Below are 17,993 nucleotides of genomic sequence, written 5' to 3' on the forward strand. Positions count from 1 at the left end.
AGGTTCTCCGAACCGAAAACAATAACTTAATTAACCCCAAAGAAACCTCTCAATCTCCAAATACCGCTGCTTTCTATCCTCATCAGTTGTTTCTGAGACCATGTGCTCTGCCCATTCAATAGGCGTGCCCCCAAAAATCTTGTCTTTCAAGTCGGTTAGGGCGCCAGCCTCTACCAACATCCTCACGGCTGCCAATGAGCCGGAAGAAACCGCTTGATGCAGAGCTGTACCATGGGAATGAAAGCTAGGCTTGACCCTTGGATCGATATAGCCATTGGGGTCGGCGCCGAGCTGAAGCACGTGCTTTATACCTTCTGCATCGCCGTGAAAGGCTGCGGACACCAATGTTTCCTGAAGGTCATCAGAACTAGCATTTTTGGATAACATTTCCACTTGGCCACCAAGCCCCAGACAGATAGCAGTCGCCAGGCTTACCTTCGCTCCTTTCTCTACCAGGTAGCGGGCGATTTCCGGATTGCCGTGGGCAATGGCACTGAGCGGGTCGCCCAGGTTGGCTCCTTCGCTGATTAGTAAATCGGTCATAGCTACCTGTACCCCACATTCCTTGGGGATAAGCCCGGTCACCACCAGGCCCAATGTATAGTCGATCTGCTCCTGAAAGCTGGCAGGGGCTTGCTGCTTCACCTGCTTCAAAAGAAGCTGAGTAACTTCAACAATATTGACGGGCAGCTTGTCATTTCTGATAGGATTGTCCGCTACAAACCAGAGCAGGTAAGGGTCTTTGAAATAGCCTTGCCCATTGGGTGTGTTCAACCGCTCGGTCACCAACCGTGGATGGGTTTGTAGTAGCGATTCGAGAGTCACCACATCACCTGAATCCAGGGAATTGACGGCCTGAAGAAAAAGCGGATCGGCGATGTCGGAGGTCTTCATCCTTTAGGGTAAGTCTTAAATAGCTTGATCAGCTTCATTATTTTCTCTTCCTCAGCGAGTTTGAAAGCAGAAAGCCCTTCATTGTTTTCGATATGGGCATCGGCTCCATGAGTAAGAAGCGTTTCCACAAACTGCTTAGAGTAGCCTTTCTTTACTGCGTAGAAGAGCGCTGTATTTCCGTGCTCATCGGTAGTATTTACATCCGCCCCATTTTCCAGGAACCACTTCGCCACTGCCAGCTTTTTCCACATGACAGCAGCCACAAATGGTGTGTGCTTGCCTTCCTTATCAGTTAGGGGGGCACCGTATTTTTTAAATAGCGCAGCCGCCTCCGCATCGTTTTGCCAGGCGATGGCAAACATACAGTTGTCGGGATTGGCACCTTTTTCCAGCAGCCTGGTATAGAGCTTTTTGTTTTTGCCTTTGGCGTAAGCAAACCATAGTGGAGTGCCGGGAAAAGCGCTGTCTTTCTCAGGAATATAACAGATCGAGTGGATGTCCATGCCCTTGCTCACCAGCAGCTTCATTAATTGCAGGCTGGCCTCGTCTTTCCCCGGTCTGTCGCTCACGTACAAAGAACATAGAAAATGAAGGCCATTTCTACCGTCCTTTTCCTGCCAGGTAAGCCATTCAGGTTCTTTTTCAATGAGCTGCTTTACAGCCTCCACATCCAGCGCCCTGATGGCATGGATAAATTGATTATTCGGCATGACCAGTTCGCTTGTGCCAGTGCCGAACCTCAGCTTATGTCCATCGGGCGCCTCCACCAGCATTTCCCGCACCCCCCATTCCATGGTTTGCGGCGGAGAGAGAATAACAGCCCCTTTGCTTTTGATCGACTCGTAATAGGCATCTACATCGTGAATAAAGATGGACATCCACGTGTCTTTGTTGCCTTGCCCGTCTTTACAAAAGAAAATCTGCGTTTTCCCATGATTCACTCCCCCGAACGTCGGAGGGCTGTCCCACTCCCAATTATCCCCGAAACCGAGCTTTTCAGTAAAGTAACGAATGCTTTCAGCAACATCCGTGGCATAAAGGATAGGAACGATGGAGTCTATTTTCATTTTGAGAGATTGACACTGAGAATATGAAAATAAGGAAAGAAATCGAGGGTGTGAAATGAGTGTGTTGCTTCGAATTACACCGTAAGCACCACCTTCCCAATGTGCTCGCTGCTTTCCACTAGCTTGTGAGCCTCACTAGCCTGCTCCAGGGGAAATGTTTTATAAACGACAGGTTTGATCACCTTACTTTCCACTAAAGGCCACACGTGCTTTTCCAAATTGGCAGCGATGGCTCCCTTGAAGCTACTTTCACGCACTCGCAATGTGGAGCCTGTGATTGTCAGCCTTTTCACCATTACTCGCATCATATCCACCTGGCTGGTAGCACCTGCCATAGCGTTGATGATCAGGAGCCGTCCCTCCGTTGCCAGCAGGGCAATATTCTTTGGCGTATAGTCACCCCCTATCATATCGAGGATGATGTCCAGCCCCTTAGGTTCCAGGGCCTTTATTACTTCGGCAAAGTCTTCCTTTTTATAGTTGATGCCTTTAGTCGCCCCTAACTTCTCCACATAGGCACACTTTTCATCGGTACCTGCCGTGGCATACACCCTGCCGCCGAGCGCTTTCACCATCTGAATTGCCGCCACACCTATGCCCGATGTACCCCCATGCACCAGAAAACTCTCTCCCGACTTGAATCTTCCCCGGTCAAACACATTGGTCCAAATAGTGAAAAAGGTTTCGGGTAGCGATGCCGCTTCTTCGAAAGAAAGTCCCTGGGGTACCGGCAGGCATTGCACACCTGATACGCTCACATACTCCGCATAGCCTCCTCCTGCCAGCAAAGCGCAGACTTTATCGCCTGGCTTCCATCGCTTTTCCTCGGCACCCACTTGCTCTACTACGCCAGCTACCTCCAATCCGGGAATATCGGCGGGGACACCCGGAGGCGCTGGATACCTCCCTTCTCTCTGGATAATATCCGGTCGATTGACCCCGGCGGCAGCCACTTTTATCAAGACCTCATCAGGTTTGAGTTCGGGCACAGGCCTCTCCGCTATCTGCAAGACTTCCGGACCACCCGGCGACGTGATGGTAATTGCTCTCATTGGCTCATTATTAATTCACCAGTCAATTTAAGACACGGACATGGAATGACCTTGACATCGCAGTACTTATAGCTCCAGTCTTTAAAAAATTATGGGAGATATTTGTTAATACATTGCATAACGATATATTGCATTACAACTTATTAACTATGTACTCATCTCAGCTCCTCAAAGGCACCTATCAAACCGTGATTCTCAAACTATTAAACGAGAACAAAAGGATGTATGGCTATGAAATCAGCCAGCGGGTAAAGGAAGAATCCAATGGGGAAATCCAGCTACCCGAGGGCTCGCTCTACCCTATCCTTCACAAAATGACCGAAGAGGGTTTCCTCAAAATGGAAAAGGTGCATATCGGTCGGCGGGTGCGGCGCTACTATTCTATCACCACCACAGGCTCTTCTGAAGCCGTTGTGCGCATGGAGGAGTTGAACAGATTCATGACAACCATGAAGCTTTTGATGCAACCTAACACCGGCACAGTATGAAGCTGAAAGACGCACAAATAGAGCTGATCGAAAAGGACCTTCGGAGGAAAGGTATCACCTATGATCCCCTGCACGAAGACCTGGTGGATCATGTTTGCAGCGAAATTGAGGAGCGAATGGAGAAAGGTGAGTCGTTTTGCAATGCCTATGACAGGGTGATGAACAGGTTTGAGCAACGAGGCCTGCCCGAACTCAATAAAGAAACAGTATCCATTTTAAGCCACTTCACAATGCTTAGTAATTTCTTTACCTCCTCTCTACGGCTGTTCAAAAGAAATATGCTTTACAGCGCCATCAGAGTCGTCGGGCTTTCGCTTGGCGTGGCAGCACTTTTGCTCTCTTTGTTCTACTACAATTACGAGCGGTCATTCGATTCCTTTCATCCTCATGCTGATCATATTTACCGGATCGTCCGCACCACCGAAGCCGGCAAAGTGGCTACTACCACGTTTCCCCTGGCTGAAACACTGCAAAATGAGTATCCCGACTACCTGTTCACTCATTTTTTCAAAGACCGCTCAAAAACACTTTTCAGAAAAGACAACAAGTCCTTTTACGAAGAGAAAATGATCTGGGCCGATGGCAATTTTCTGCAAATCTTCCCATTTGAAGATTTTCAGGGAAATCCTGTAAATGCCCTTCAGGAGCCCTACAGCGTGGTTTTGACCAGCGTAGCGGCTGAAAAATACTTCAATCAGCCGGTATCTCCGGGTGATCTGCTTGAATTCAAATGGAATGGCGACTTTTCAACGCTGAAAGTAACGGGCGTTATAGATCGCTGGCCCGACAACATGCACATCAACTTCGACTTCCTGGTATCGTTCAGCACAGCGGAAGCGCTTTTCCCACCCAGCATTACCGACAGTTGGAACATGAACTACTGCTACACCTATGCAAAGCTTACCCCCGCTGCCAGCAAGGAGCAGTTTGAGGAAAGCTTTCCGGCTTTCGTAACCAAATATGTGAAGGATACCGAAAAGCCGAGCGAGGCCTATCTTGGATTTCTCCAACCTGTGAAGGCTATACACATCGATCCTTCAGTCATTACCAACTACACCAACGTGATTGACCCAATCTACCCTCAACTGGCTGTAGCGGTAGGTCTTTTGATCCTGATTATCACCTCCATCAACTTCGTAACGTTGACGGTGGCACAGCTGCATGAAAGAGCCAAAGAAGTGGGCATCCGAAGAGCCATTGGTGCATCGAGGGGCCAGGTGATTTCGCAGTTTGTGTTTGAAACTTTCCTGCTTGTGACGGTTAGTTTCGTCCTTGCTCTTTTGATGCTCCCAGCCAGCATCGATGGCTTCAATTACCTGATGGTATCAAATGTGACGCTGGACCTAAGTCAGCACCTCTGGCTGCTCCTCGCTTTGCCAGGCCTGATCATTGTTACAACCATCGTCACAGGCCTTTATCCGGCTATCTTATTTTCCAGGTCCAATATTGCCGAGTCCATACAATTGAAAAGAAGAAAGGCGGGAGTCTTCCTGAGAAAAGCTTTGCTCACCCTCCAGTATGTGTTTGCTTCAGCCCTGATCATTTTCTGTATCGTCATTTTCGAGCAAATCGACTACGTGCAGAATCAGTCCATTGGCTATTCGAAAGACCAGGTCGTGTATATTCCTCATGGGCGTCAAATCCGTGACAATCCGGATGTTTTCAAAAACAGCGTGATGGCCAATCCGGCGATTGAAAATGTATCTCTTTCGTTTTACAAACCCACGGATGGCATTGGCAATACCATTGGCGTGACCTACAATGGACAAGAAGAGGTCAAAATAGCAGCGAATGCTGTAGACGAAGACTTCTTCACCACCTACAAAATTGATTTTCTGCAAGGTCACGGCTTTGAGAAAGCAGCTGGCGGCGATACCCGGTCGTTTATCCTCAACGAAAGCGCCGTAAAACTGCTGGGCATCGACAATCCACTGGAAGCGACGCTTGACACCGAATTCAATACCGGCGATCCGGGCGAACCGGTGGAAAAGAGAAAAGGCAAAGTGATTGGCGTAATACCCGACGTCCATTTTGAGTCGCTTCACTCGACTATCAAACCAATGATTTTCCTGGTCAAACCCTACTGGTATTTCTATATAAACGTAAAGCTCAACGGTAACCATATTCCCGAGGGGTTGGCGCATTTGGAAGCCACCTGGTCAGATATGTTTCCCGAGTTTCCGTTCGAATACACCTTTCTGGATGACGAGTTTGAAAGGCTCTATGAAACAGAAAAACGGCTCGCCGGCGGATTGGGAACTATGGCTTTGCTGGCGCTGATCACCACCTGCCTTGGCTTGTTTGGCTATATCAGGTTCGTAACGCAGCAAAAAACCAAAGAGGTTGGAATCAGGAAAGTGCTTGGTGCCAGCTACCTGCACATCTCTAACCTGTTCTCCAAACAGTTTTTGACAGCTATTCTCCTGGCAAGCGTTATTGCCTGGCCAGTCGGCTACTATGTGGCCAAAGAATGGCTGCAGAATTTCGGCTACCATGTCTCGCTAACAGGCACGCCGTTCGTGGCCACGCTGGTCTTGTTGTTGGTCATTTCAACAGGTACCGTTGCCAGAGAGCTCCTTAGGGTGATGAAGCTGGACCCAAGCAAGACCTTGCGGTACGATTGAGGACTTCTGGAGTGGCTATATCCAGGGCAATCGTATTTAAAACAAACTAGTTGAAAAAAAATTTCAAAACTGTTTTTTACCCCGACCCTTAAGGGTGAAACAGCTTTGAAATTCCTCATTCCCTTTAGGATTAGGGTAAAAAGAAGAATTCCGAAGCTAAATGATTTTAAATAAGATTGCCCCGTGACTGTATCATTTTAATATCGGGCATTGGTGACTATTGACTATATTCACTCACTCACATAACCTCTTTGAAATGACTCCTCCCATCACCACCTCTCTCGCTCCCTGGCTAACCTTGCCTGAGGGTGAGTCAGCCGTCACTTTCTACAAAAATGCTTTCGGAGCAGTAGAAACCTACCGACTAGCCATGTCAGGCGGTCTGATTGTCAGACTCGCAGTTGAGAGTGCCGAATTTTGGATCAGCTGGGAGCAAAGTGCAGATGCGAAACAACGCCAACCTGTCGGAGGTGACTCCATCCGCATGATCCTTACCGTGGCTGACGCACACAGCATGTTTGCGCAAGCTATCAAAGCTGGCGGAGTTGAAGTATTCCCAGTCGGCGAAGAGCATGGGTGGTTGTTGGGTCGACTGACCGATCCGTTCGGGTTAGACTGGGAAATCGGGCATCCGACTGAAAATGCAGTATGATGAAAAAACTACCCTGGTTATTATCGCTAGCCATCGTATGGATTGCATGTTCTTGCTCTGTTTCAATAAGCCCACTTAGAAAGGAGATCCTGGAACTTGAGCGAGACCGGGTGCTCATAGCGGCTGATGAATACTTGTCCGCCGACATACAAACCATCACAGAAGTCACCAGCTCCCGCTCCGCCGGTGGCCCGCACGACTTCTATTCCGAAGGCGACTACTGGTGGCCTGACCCCGAGAACTCAGGCGGACCCTACATTAGGAAAGACGGGCTCACCAATCCCGACAATTTCGTCGAGCACCGCAACCGTATGAGGCGGCTGAGCATCATCGTACCCACGCTGGTGGCGGCATGGACCATCACGCATAACGACAAGTATGCACTCAAAGCCATTGAACATACTAATGCCTGGTTTGTCAATGAGGATACCCGAATGAACCCGGACATGCTCTACAGCCAGGCTATTTTCGGTCGGGTAACAGGCAGGGGTATCGGCATCATCGACGCTATTCACCTCGTGGAAGTAGTGCAGGCCTTGATGGTACTGGAAGAAAACAGTTTGTTGACGGGCAAATCTTTGGAGAAAACGAAGGACTGGTTTACTCAATTCAATACCTGGATCACCACGCATCCCTACGGAATCGAAGAGCGGGACAATGGCAACAACCACAGCACCTGCTGGGCGATGCAGGTGGCACAATATGCCGTGTTTACCGGCAACGACTCGCTACTGTTTGCTACTAAAGGCTTCTATGATCAAACACTCCTGCCCGAGCAAATGGCGGCCAATGGCTCGTTTCCCAAAGAGCTGGCTCGCACCAAACCGTATGGCTACTCGCTCTTCAACCTCGATGCGACGTATACCCTGCTGCATATCTTAGGCAAAAGTTACCCCCAAGTGTGGCAATACCAGGTGGGTGACTCGCTGCAGGTCAGAAAGGCCGTTGATTTTATGGCTCCTTACATTGCCGACAAAGCCACTTGGCCTTACGCACCAGACGTGATGTACTTTGACGACTGGCCAATGCGTCAGTCAGCCCTTCTTTTCTCCTATATAGCCTATGGGGATGATAAGTACCTGGAACTGTGGAAAACGCTGCCAGCAGACTCGGAAGAAGATGAAGTGATCCGGAATTTCTTTATCAGGCAGCCGCTGTTGTGGGTGAAAGAATGATGACAGCGACCTTGCCGTGGTTCGGAGGCAATTGGTTGCATTTTTTATATATTGTATTGAATCAAAAGGCAAAACAAGTGAAGAACAGGCTCGTGTTTACCCTATTCATGTGTTTAGCGGCAACAGTTGCAATGTCTCAATCTGGCATAACACCGGGCACTGGCAACATAAAACCCACGCCTGTACGACCCTTTGATACCCTCTCTTATTTGTCGCCTTTGAATATCCCTGGTAATAAAGTGCATCCGTTCGTCTTCAAAAATTTTAACTCTGACAACGAGATAGATATTACCATTGCGGATGACCTGCCAGGCCAAATCGCAGAGTCGTCCAACGACAGAATGCCTGTTTTTGTGCCAAAAGGCGACTATACGATGCCCATTTTGGCTCCGGGAGACAGCACTAAATACTATACACTCTTAAGGAAACACATCGAATAGGATGTCCTCCAAGACCGCCTCCTGTTTATTTTTTAGAAAAAAATTCCCACTGTTGTGACATTTCGGCACCTCCTGTGAATAATGAAGTAAAAGCACTGAAAAATCGCTTAAACTTAGCAAGGTGAAACGAACAGAACAACAGGAAGCTCTTTTTATCGACTATCTCGAAAGCTGCAAAAAGCTCATCGCCAAAGTGGCAAGGGTATATAGCAGGGATGCCGAGGAGCAGAAAGACCTGATGCAGGACATCGTGCTTCAGCTTTGGAAGGCCTTCCCCAATTATGACAATACCTACGCCGTTTCCACCTGGACCTACCGAATCGCTCTTAACACTTCTATCTCTCACCTGAGAAAAGTAACGACAAGAAGTGCGGTGCAGGCAGGCAAATACAGCGAAGGAGAAATTATGCAGGTGGAGGCCGAAACGACAGATGAAAACCTGGAGCATCTTTACCGTGCCATCGACCTGCTCAAGCCTGTCGACAAGGCCATTGTGGTATTGCAGCTGGAAGGATGCGGCAACAAAGAAATAGCAGAAGTCATGGGGCTCTCGGCATCCAACATCTCCACCCGAAAGCTGAGAATCAAAGAAGAGTTAAAAACCCATTTTGAAACAACTAAATAAAAAGGTCATGGAATTTGAACAACTAACAAGCATATGGAACAACGCCAACCCAACCCTGGATCAAACGGTGAAAATCAACAAGGAGCTGGTAAAGACAATCAGCTTCAGTAAGGTGAAATCGAGCCTTTCAGAGATCAAATGGACAAGTATTTTTCAAATTGTAGTGGGCATCTGGTTCCTGGATTTTCTGCTGGGCTTTGCGTTCCGGCACCACGCCGATCACTTGTTTCTCATCCCATCCATTATGCTAATCGTCATCACGCTGTACAGCCTGATTTTTGACATTGGGCAGCTGGTCATGCTTTTCAAGATCAACGCTAAGGCCTCGGTGGCAGAAGCCCAGCGGAAGCTGTCGCTACTGAAAAAGCTTGAAGCCTATGACGCTTATAGCCTGCTGGTCATCATACCACTATTTTCGGCGCCTTTTCTGATCGTGGTAGCCAAAGCGGCAGCGGAGGTTAGCTTGTACGAGTTTGGCAACCAATGGATCTATTCCTATGTAGCGGGCAGTGCTGTGGTGGCAGGCATTGTCGTTTTCTTCCTGCGAATGTTCCCCAACAAAGGGCTTCAGGAGTCTATTGACTTTTTGAAGGAGCTGAAAGAGGAAAAGTGAGTTTCCACTAGTATCCGAAAAACCTCAAATACACTAAATGTGCGTTTTAACGGTAGCACCATATACCCTCTCCGGGGTATACTATTGCCTCATTCATAGACCTAAATTTGTCACCATACAAAATTCAGACTTATGAAAAAGCTATTAGTTCTCGCACTCCTCTGCCTGCCTTTTTTAGGCAATAGCCAAATTGTCAATGAAAAAAATGTCAAAGACTGGGGCTATGGCGAAAACAAGATCAAGAAGGCACCAAAAAAGATTTACATCAAAGACTTTTTTGTCAACTATCAGGTGTTATCGTCTAACTCAGAAACCGCCACTAACTCAGACCTGGATAAGGCCACCTCAATGATGTCTGTGGGGTTGGTCGGCCTGGAGACCGAAGACTTTCAGGAAATTACAGATGCGGCCTACAAAAGAATGGTGGGCAAGCTGGCTGACGCAGGTTATGAAATAGTTGACAGCGAGGAAGCTGGCAAAGCAGAAATGTTCCAGGATTATACCAAACTGACTGGTGGCACCCCGAGCCAGGCGCAAATTATTGGTTATATCTCAACAGCCCCAACAGGGTATGACTACTATGTAAAAAGAGTGACCAACAAAGGAAAAGCTAAAGATGCCTTTTTTGATGTTACACCTAAACTATCAAAGGATCTTGGTGATATCCCTGTGCTGGAAGCCAATGTAAGTTTTCAGTTTGTGACCATAGAAGGCAGTAGCTTTGCGGGAGCTGCCAAAATGAAAGGGAATGTCGACTTTGTATTGGCTGCCACAGCCATTGGCACTTCATCTGAAGGGTTTTTCGGTTCAAAAATAGAAACTTCAGCCACACTCGAACGAGTAGTTTGGAAAGGGGGAGCCGCTGGCCTGGGTGCACTATCCATCATCCAATTCAGTCCTAAAAGTGATATCTCCATTGAAGGAGTAGTGGAGCAAAAAAAGTTTAAGGAATATGTGTCCAGCAATAGTTATACGCCATCTTATGCGAACATTGTGATTACGCAGGACAAGAAGATAGAAGTGAGCCATCAGGTAAAAGCAGACAGAGATGCCTATAAAACCAAATCGCTTCAAGCTTTAAATGAATATTTGGATCAAATGATTCAGAAACTAATTGAGAGTGCAAACGGGTAATTAACAGGAGCAGAAGCCAAAAGCGTGCCTTTCCAGGTACGCTTTTTTTATGGCTTTTTCTTGCCAAAATACATGGAAATCAGCTCGTTGCCCTGCTACCTCACCGGATGATACACCCTTTCCGCCGTGCGCAGCACCTCGTCCTTGTCGAGGGTCATGTGTTTGGGCTGCTGATGTTGGAACCGCTCCAGCTGGTCTTTGAAGTGGGGCGAATCGGGGTGCATGCTGGCGCCATAGGTGTTCACCGTTTCAATGATGGGTAAGCCCTCCTTTGGGTAGCGCACAAGGGCAATATAGGCATCGCCCGACACCGACTTGCGGGTGCCGTCGGGTTGTTCCCGTGAGTGAATGGCCGTTAGCGCATCGGGCAAACCCCAGATGGGGTATGCCACACCACCCCGCACCAGTTTCTGCACGTCACCCAGGGCGACCGTGTCGCTGTCGAAATGTTCTATCATATAATCATGTACATATTGGTAGGTGGCCACGGCTTCTTCTTCTGGCAGGAATCCGGTAACATTGCGATACTTGCTGTAAAGTTTGTAGTACATCAGCAGAAAAACGGCCGCTCCCCTGCTGTCCACAGTGGCTTTCCTGTCCCACTGCTGCAAACTATTGATCACATTGGCTAGCTCCGGGTACCTACCCACATCCAGGTTCCAAAAGGCATCCAGGTTGATTTCATATTGTAGTTCCTGCGGCAGCTGCTGGTCAAATTTGATTTGCTTAAAAGTATCGTAGTCGAGTTTTCCTTCGGGCATTATCTCCATTACCCGCTTGCTCCGGTTGTTGTGCCTGCGAAAGAAGCCATCATTGGAATCAAAGTTGGCCGTGTCGAGGTTGTCGGCTGGGGCAGTAGCCAGAAAGGGAGCATGGTTGGTGTTGAAAAGATACCCCGCCCCCGGATTTACATACTGAGGCAACTCCTCTATGCCTTTGAATGCTGTCCAGAGGGTGGCTGAAGTATTCCCCGGCAAAGTGCTGCTCCAATCGTACTGTGGATCGGGGTTGCGGCGGGGCAGCTTTCCATTGCTCACGTAAAAGATGGTGTCGTACCTGTCGGCATACACAATATTGAACATGGGAAGGCTGGTCATGCTTAGCGCCTTGTAGAACTCCGAAAAGTTGCGGGCCTTGTTCATTCTGTACCACTCCTCCAGCGCTTTGGCATCCATAAGCGCCGGCATGCGCACAGAAAAAGTGCCGTTGTCGGCTTTCACTGTGGGGCCATACACGCTCCAGTAGGCCTTTTTGCCAATCCGAACAGGAATGCCCTTCACCTTCAGTTTCACCTTCTGCTTTTCAAGCTTCAGCCATTGGTCGTCAAACCGGTATTCGTTGCTGTTGGATGGATTCATTTCTAGCTGAAATACATCCACCTTGTCGAACATATTGACGGTATGCGCCCAGCCGAGGTTTTCGTTGGTGCCGTGAAAAATAACGCAGCCTCCAGGAAAAACACCGCCAAGCATATTCCAGCCCTCCTCACTTTGCACATGCGCCTCATAAAAAGCTACGGGCCCCTCCTGTGGCTGATGGGCATTAATGGCCAGAAAAGCCTCACCGGTTGTAGTCTTGCTCGGGTGTATGGCAAAGGCATTCGACCCCCGGGAATCGAAGCCGGGAAGTGTTGGCATTTTGCCAGCAAAGAGGTTGGACAACGCTCGATCGGCCCCGCTGAACACAGCCACAGAAAAAACCACCGCCGACAGGTAGTCCTTCTCGTCGGCCGGGAAAACATGCTTGTTCAGCACCTCGTCGGGGTGGGCATCAGCGTAGGCCTTCAACCCCTGGATATAGCCATTGATCAGGGCTTTCAGCTCAGGGCTAATCGTGCTCCACTGCTCCTCCACCAGCTGCCTGCACCTGAGCAGCTTGAAGGCATAGTCAGCCTTTGCTCCTTCTTTACCAAGGTACGAGCCCAGCATTCCCTTGCTAATGAGTGCCACCTGCTGAATGGTTTCAAAGTCATCCTCGGCGTGTGCCCAGGCCAGGCCATAAGCCACTTCAGGGTCGGTCGGCGCAAAGATATGCGGCACCCCGTAGGTATCCCTGGCAATGGTGATGTTGGCCGGGTCGATTTGGGCTTGGGCCACAGCGGCTGCAAGCAGAAAGAGAAGGATGATGTATCTCATGTTTTAGTGAATCGTATTAGTCCAGACTAAAAGTAGCAACAAAATGTTTTGAAACGGTTCAAGTCCTACGAATGTCAGTCTGAGCCTGTCGAAGACCACTGGCAGGACTTAAACTGCCCACTGTTCCCGTTTGTGCCTTCACACAAGGCTTCCCGATCCATCTGCCAAAACACCCTTTGTTATTCGCCAAAGATCACCTACTTTATGCTAGTCAAATGTAACCACCGGAGGTTGCACAGCACAAGCCAGAATTCGCCCTTCTATGAACAAGCACCTCATTCCATTAATAGCCATCGTGGCCTTTGCCTGCACTTCATCGCCAAAAGAAGCGAAGCGCTACGATGTGGGCCAAATCATCACGCCACAGGGCGAAATGCTCTTCTGGCTCTACGACGACACGCCCACCCATAAGGCAAGCTTCATCAAACTGGCCAACGAAAGCTACTGGGACAGCCTGAGCTTTAACCGGGTGATCGAGAACTTTGTTATCCAGGGAGGCTGCCCCGACACTCCCGAGGGCTTCAGCGATTCGCCTTACCTGCTTGACCCTGAAATCAAACCCACCCACAACCACGTCTATGGTGCTGTGGGTGCGGGCAGAGACGGCAACCCCGAAAAGCTGTCAGCTGGCTGCCAGTTCTACATTGTGCACCGCAAAGACGGCATCCCTCGGCTCGATGGGGACTATACTATCTTCGGGCAAGTGTTCAAAGGGCTCGATGTGCTTAATAAAATAGCAACTATGGATACCGACTCGTTGGATGCACCGCTGGAAAGGGTGCCGCTGGATGTGAACATTATCAAGATGACCGAAGAAGAGCTCCGACAGAGTGGATTTGAACCTGGGACGCAACCTTAAGCAGATTTATAGCTGGCGAAAAACGTGAGCGCCTTAAATAAAGACTCATCAACATCATTATCCCACTGCCGCCTCAATGTCATAAGCCCAATTGTTGGTTCCGATCAAAAATATATGCAAATTAAACCCGCTCAACCAGTTGGAAAGCAGCCTCCGGGTATGCTTATCTTCATTCAATCTTTTTCTTAAAAGGAATTTTCGCTTTGGTGAATATGCTTTTTTTAAAAAGAAAAACAGGCCAAGCCACCAACCCGACCAATGTGCTAAAACATTGCCTGCTGATTCTGACGCTATTATTTTGCGGAGCAACACGACTACCTGCCCAGCAACCTCTTTTTGTTAACTATCAAAAGTTTGACCCTGAAAATGGTCTGCCTCAAAGCTATGTAACTGGTATTGTTCAGGACAGCATAGGCTTTTTGTGGATAAGTACCCTGGACGGACTCGTGCGATACGATGGCAGCAGTTTCCAAACGCTCAGGCAACTTTCGTCCGATACGGTGGGCTTATCCAGTAATCGCATCCACCGCATGCTGCTCGATAAAAATGGGCAGCTTGTGATAAAACATGTCGTAGGCCCCGTCGATTACCTCAATCCAAAAACCTTCAGCATAAAACGGGCTATTGAGCCAAATGCGATTTATAGTGCAGATAACATGGGCACTCATTGGCGCAACCTCGAAGAGTTGATGCACGACGGAAATGCCAACTGGTTGCATGTTTCCCTCAACGAATCGTTCGAAATCATGGACAGCACCTCGAACGGTTTGGCAACCTATTCCAAAGTGCTGTATGAAAGGGAAAAATTTGATTTCTATTCTTTTCGGATCACGCCATCCGGAATGCTGTACCTGTTGACACCCGAAGGGCTGAAAATATACGAAAGCCCCAACGCACTGCCGGAGACCATTTCGCTTCCCCTGAAAGTCGACCTCAGCGCCAGCATCCGCAAAAGACCCACCCTGTTTGGAAAAGGAGACAATGACCTGCTTATCGGTTGCAAGGAAGGGCTTCTGCATTTCAATAACATCAGCAAAGAGTTTGACCTCATCCAAATTGAAGTCGCCCATCTTGTCAATGCTTTTCCAACTTACCTGATTACAGAAGACCGGCTGGGTCGACCCATTTTCGTCTTTCAACGACAGGTGTACCGGCTTGAGCCCAACAATCAAGTGAGCTGGCTTTGGAAGAACCCCGGCAGCTTTGACATTTCGGCGCTATTCGTCGACCGCACCAACACCCTCTGGATCGGCATGGACGCCGACGGGCTGTACAAGGTAAACTTAGAACTACCCGGATTCACCTCCTACCTCTATTCGGACAATTTTGTAACCGACGTTTTGGAGAGAGAGGTCAAGGTTAGCAAAGACCACGTCGCTTCGCTGGGCTATGACAAGGTAACACCCTACTATTTCAGATACTATTATCTTGATAGTGAAACCCTTGTTTTCGGAGTTGAAAACTCACCCAATACTCCCGGCATATTCAAGCTCAACGCCGGGTCAATAACTCCGTTTTACAATCCTAAATTTTTGCCCGACGCCTTCACCCTAAGTCCAGACAACGATTTATATCTTGTTGATTCAGTTGCTTCGATTTTTCATTTCAAGCCAGTGGATCAGTCGCTAACGAAACTCAAGTCCAATGTTCCCGACGGTGCCCATAATATTGTGGTAGACCTTCTGGCCGATGAGAAATTCCTGTGGGTTGGCACATCGATAGGTGGGATTTACCAAATAAGAAATGGGGAGGTAGTGCAGCACATCAAACCGAACGGGAAGCACTCTATCAATACAGTGAGATTTGATGAAAGAAATCCCGACTACTTGTGGATAGGAACATTGGGAGGGGGCCTGCTGAAATGGAGCAAATCTCAAAACAAATTACTGGCATCGTACACCACGAACAATGGCCTGCCCAACAATACGATCAACTGCATAGTGCCAGACAACCTGGGCAACATCTGGATGAGCACCAATATTGGCGTGAGCCGCTTCAATCCTGAGACAGAACGAATTACCAACTACACAAAGGCCGATGGATTGGTTGAAACAGAGTTTAACAGGCACCACCAAATGCTGCTACCCGATGGAAGAATTGCTATGGGGGGCACAAACGGCTATTCGGTATTTGATCCCAGGACATTCGTTGCCGACACCAGCAACACGCAGGTGATTCTCTCGGCGTTGTTCATCAACGATCAACCTGTCCTTGCAGGCAACCGCAGCCCTTTCAGTGCAGCTATGCTCGATGAACTCATTTTACCCTACGATAGCAATACCATCAGCTTTGAGTTTGCTCCGGTACAGTACAATGCCCCTGAAAAAAACAAGCTGCGTTACCAGTTGGTAGGCTTTGACCAAAATTGGGTAGAAATTGGCAATGAGCGTAAGTTCAGATTTGCCCAGCTACCTCACGGCAAATACACGTTGAGGGTGGTAAGCACCAATACCTCGGACATTTGGAGTGAGCATGTCAAAGAGGTAAAAGTCACCATACTTCCTCCTCCCTGGCGCACCTGGTGGGCTTATTTATCTTACGCCCTGCTTGCATTACTAATTATCAGGGCGATTTGGCAGGTGTACAAGAACAGGTTGCGGGAAAAGCAGGAGGCCGAATTCAACCTGAGGGAAGCGGCCAGGTTGCGGGAGATGGACGAACTAAAAACCCGATTCTTTTCTAATGTTACCCACGAATTTCGCACGCCCCTCACCCTCATCCTATCTCCTCTTGAAAAACAACTTGCTGACCCAGGCGTTTCGCCTTCGATAAAACCACTGCTCGATAATAACTATCGCCACGCACGCCAGCTACTCAACCTTGTCAACCAGCTGCTCGACATATCGAAGATTGAAGGCAAACAAATGCCCGTCAGCAACTCCACAGGAGACCTCAATCAGTTTGTGGAGGCCTGCGTCGGCGCATTCCATGCTGAAGCATTGTCGAAAGGCATCGACCTGACATTTAGGACGAGTGCAACCGAAGGTTATTTTCTTTTTGATAGCGGCAAATGGGAAAATATCATTTACAACCTGCTTGGCAATGCCATTAAGTTTATCAGCCCCGGTAAAAAAAACGCAAAAGTCATGCTCACACTTGGCCCTGCTTCACAGCAAGATTTCGTCGAGCTGTGCATCGAAGACACCGGACTTGGTATTGCGCATGATCAGCTTGACCACATATTTGAACGCTTCTATCAGGTGGATGGCTCCTCTACAAGACAGCACGAAGGCACAGGCATAGGTTTGGCGCTGGTGAAAGAGCTTGTGGATTTGTTGGAAGGAACCATCAAAGTAGAAAGCCAACTGGGCAAAGGAACAGCTTTCACACTGGTATTACCTGCGCAAAAAATCAGCGAGTCAGCCTATCAGCTGCCCACAAATACGTCTCCCGTCAAAAAAGAAACGACTATGGCTGATAGTGGAGACCGAGAAGAGCCCGTCAGTATGCCTGTTTTACTTGTGGTAGAAGACAATGCCGAGCTCAGGTCGTTCATAAAAGAGGGCCTCTCAAGCCACGGACACATCCTTGAGGCAAACAACGGCAAGTCGGCCTGGAACCTACTGATCAACGAGCTTCCTGATATTGTAATTTCAGACGTGATGATGCCTCAGATGAACGGGTTTGAGCTCTGTCAGCTTTCAAAACAAGACCCCCGCACGGCCCACATCAACTTCATACTGCTCACCGCCAAAGCATCACAATCGGCCAAGATTGAGGGCCTTGAATCTGGAGCGGATGAATACCTGACAAAGCCATTCAATATGAAGGAGTTGGAGCTGCGGGTAAAAAACTTGCTGCAGGAGCAAAGCAATTTGAGAAAGTACCTGCTGGACAAGGTATTTCCCAAGTCGCCTGAGAGCGGGGTCGACCATGTCGACGACGTTTTTGTCAAGCAGCTTCAAAAATCTCTGGACGAAAAGTTAGACGACACGTCGCTCAACGTCGAGGCATTGGCGGAAACAGTTTCGATGAGTAAAAGCTCACTCAATCGAAAGCTCAAAGCAATACTCAATATTTCCACCAAGGATTTCATCAAGCAATACCGATTGAAGAAAGCCACAACCCTACTGCTGGCGGGCCACCCAGTCAGCCAGGTGTCGTACATCGTTGGCTTTGACACCCCCTCCTACTTCGGTCAGTGTTTTAAGGAACAGTTTCATTTGACTCCCTCTGAGTTTGTAAAAGCTCATAAAAGCCAAAAATTGAGATAAATTGACCCAAAATTGAGAGTG

At 48.5% G+C, this 17,993-nt stretch carries 14 protein-coding genes; 10 read left to right on the top strand and 4 right to left on the bottom strand.

Going from position 1 to position 17,993, the window contains the following annotated elements; translation table 11 throughout:
* Positions 1 to 30: 30 nt before the first annotated feature.
* From AAC052_RS16045 to AAC052_RS16055, 3 genes are all read right to left on the bottom strand, one after another.
* Entirely contained in the window at positions 31 to 894 is an 864-nt protein-coding gene (locus tag AAC052_RS16045; protein ID WP_339814515.1) for an ankyrin repeat domain-containing protein, read from the bottom strand.
* A complete protein-coding gene (locus AAC052_RS16050; protein ID WP_339814518.1) occupies positions 891 to 1,961 on the bottom strand; it encodes an ankyrin repeat domain-containing protein in 1,071 nt (356 codons plus the stop codon). The genes AAC052_RS16045 and AAC052_RS16050 overlap by 4 nt, the downstream gene beginning before the upstream one ends.
* 74 nt (positions 1,962 to 2,035) lie before the next feature.
* Positions 2,036 to 3,013, bottom strand: coding sequence for an NAD(P)H-quinone oxidoreductase (locus AAC052_RS16055; protein WP_339814521.1), 978 nt, complete (start codon positions 3,011 to 3,013; stop codon positions 2,036 to 2,038).
* 149 nt (positions 3,014 to 3,162) lie between these two features.
* Here AAC052_RS16055 and AAC052_RS16060 point away from each other — a divergent pair, with 149 nt between their 5' ends.
* The 8 genes from AAC052_RS16060 to AAC052_RS16095 all read left to right on the top strand — a co-directional run bounded on the left by AAC052_RS16060 (position 3,163) and on the right by AAC052_RS16095 (position 10,764).
* A complete protein-coding gene (locus AAC052_RS16060) occupies positions 3,163 to 3,501 on the top strand; it encodes a PadR family transcriptional regulator (RefSeq protein ID WP_317487522.1) in 339 nt (112 codons plus the stop codon).
* Positions 3,498 to 6,125: an FtsX-like permease family protein gene (locus AAC052_RS16065; protein WP_339814524.1), complete on the top strand. Its 2,628-nt coding sequence runs from the start codon at positions 3,498 to 3,500 to the stop codon at positions 6,123 to 6,125. Before AAC052_RS16060 ends, AAC052_RS16065 begins: the two co-directional genes overlap by 4 nt.
* Positions 6,126 to 6,381: 256 nt before the next feature.
* Positions 6,382 to 6,777 (top strand): VOC family protein, encoded by a 396-nt coding sequence (locus tag AAC052_RS16070; RefSeq protein ID WP_339814525.1) that lies wholly within the window; start codon positions 6,382 to 6,384, stop codon positions 6,775 to 6,777.
* Positions 6,774 to 7,952, top strand: a complete 1,179-nt coding sequence (locus AAC052_RS16075; RefSeq protein ID WP_339814528.1) for an alginate lyase family protein — start codon at positions 6,774 to 6,776, stop codon at positions 7,950 to 7,952. Before AAC052_RS16070 ends, AAC052_RS16075 begins: the two co-directional genes overlap by 4 nt.
* Positions 7,953 to 8,029: 77 nt before the next feature.
* Positions 8,030 to 8,392 (top strand): hypothetical protein, encoded by a 363-nt coding sequence (locus tag AAC052_RS16080; RefSeq protein ID WP_317487526.1) that lies wholly within the window; start codon positions 8,030 to 8,032, stop codon positions 8,390 to 8,392.
* Positions 8,393 to 8,513: 121 nt separating this feature from the next.
* On the top strand, positions 8,514 to 9,017 hold the full coding sequence (locus AAC052_RS16085; protein WP_317487527.1) for a sigma-70 family RNA polymerase sigma factor: 504 nt from the start codon (positions 8,514 to 8,516) through the stop codon (positions 9,015 to 9,017).
* Positions 9,018 to 9,024: 7 nt separating this feature from the next.
* Positions 9,025 to 9,630 (top strand): hypothetical protein, encoded by a 606-nt coding sequence (locus tag AAC052_RS16090; protein WP_317487528.1) that lies wholly within the window; start codon positions 9,025 to 9,027, stop codon positions 9,628 to 9,630.
* Between the two features lie 132 nt (positions 9,631 to 9,762).
* Positions 9,763 to 10,764 carry a hypothetical protein gene (locus tag AAC052_RS16095; RefSeq protein WP_339814531.1) on the top strand — a complete coding sequence of 334 codons (1,002 nt, stop codon included), beginning with the start codon at positions 9,763 to 9,765 and terminating at the stop codon, positions 10,762 to 10,764.
* A 95-nt stretch (positions 10,765 to 10,859) separates the two neighbouring features.
* Here AAC052_RS16095 and AAC052_RS16100 read toward each other — a convergent pair whose 3' ends face one another.
* Positions 10,860 to 12,899, bottom strand: a complete 2,040-nt coding sequence (locus AAC052_RS16100) for a penicillin acylase family protein (protein WP_339814534.1) — start codon at positions 12,897 to 12,899, stop codon at positions 10,860 to 10,862.
* A gap of 262 nt (positions 12,900 to 13,161) precedes the next feature.
* On the opposite strand from AAC052_RS16100, the gene AAC052_RS16105 reads away from it, so the two are divergent.
* Together AAC052_RS16105 and AAC052_RS16110 are read left to right on the top strand one after the other, a co-directional pair.
* Positions 13,162 to 13,758: a peptidylprolyl isomerase gene (locus tag AAC052_RS16105; protein WP_339814537.1), complete on the top strand. Its 597-nt coding sequence runs from the start codon at positions 13,162 to 13,164 to the stop codon at positions 13,756 to 13,758.
* Between the two features lie 212 nt (positions 13,759 to 13,970).
* Positions 13,971 to 17,972 (top strand): ATP-binding protein, encoded by a 4,002-nt coding sequence (locus tag AAC052_RS16110; RefSeq protein WP_339814539.1) that lies wholly within the window; start codon positions 13,971 to 13,973, stop codon positions 17,970 to 17,972.
* Positions 17,973 to 17,993: the final 21 nt, after the last annotated feature.

Origin of the sequence: uncultured Imperialibacter sp., assembly GCF_963974565.1 — a bacterium.
Classification (GTDB): domain Bacteria; phylum Bacteroidota; class Bacteroidia; order Cytophagales; family Cyclobacteriaceae; genus Imperialibacter; species Imperialibacter roseus.

Excerpts from the sequence above, each read along its gene's own strand:
- AAC052_RS16045 (WP_339814515.1), bottom strand. The coding sequence starts at position 894 with ATGAAGACCTCCGACATCGCCGATCCGCTTTTTCTTCAGGCCGTCAAT.
- AAC052_RS16050 (WP_339814518.1), bottom strand. The coding sequence starts at position 1,961 with ATGAAAATAGACTCCATCGTTCCTATCCTTTATGCCACGGATGTTGCT.
- AAC052_RS16055 (WP_339814521.1), bottom strand. The coding sequence starts at position 3,013 with ATGAGAGCAATTACCATCACGTCGCCGGGTGGTCCGGAAGTCTTGCAG.
- AAC052_RS16060 (WP_317487522.1), top strand. The coding sequence starts at position 3,163 with ATGTACTCATCTCAGCTCCTCAAAGGCACCTATCAAACCGTGATTCTC.
- AAC052_RS16065 (WP_339814524.1), top strand. The coding sequence starts at position 3,498 with ATGAAGCTGAAAGACGCACAAATAGAGCTGATCGAAAAGGACCTTCGG.
- AAC052_RS16070 (WP_339814525.1), top strand. The coding sequence starts at position 6,382 with ATGACTCCTCCCATCACCACCTCTCTCGCTCCCTGGCTAACCTTGCCT.
- AAC052_RS16075 (WP_339814528.1), top strand. The coding sequence starts at position 6,774 with ATGATGAAAAAACTACCCTGGTTATTATCGCTAGCCATCGTATGGATT.
- AAC052_RS16090 (WP_317487528.1), top strand. The coding sequence starts at position 9,025 with ATGGAATTTGAACAACTAACAAGCATATGGAACAACGCCAACCCAACC.
- AAC052_RS16095 (WP_339814531.1), top strand. The coding sequence starts at position 9,763 with ATGAAAAAGCTATTAGTTCTCGCACTCCTCTGCCTGCCTTTTTTAGGC.
- AAC052_RS16100 (WP_339814534.1), bottom strand. The coding sequence starts at position 12,899 with ATGAGATACATCATCCTTCTCTTTCTGCTTGCAGCCGCTGTGGCCCAA.
- AAC052_RS16105 (WP_339814537.1), top strand. The coding sequence starts at position 13,162 with ATGAACAAGCACCTCATTCCATTAATAGCCATCGTGGCCTTTGCCTGC.
- AAC052_RS16110 (WP_339814539.1), top strand. The coding sequence starts at position 13,971 with ATGCTTTTTTTAAAAAGAAAAACAGGCCAAGCCACCAACCCGACCAAT.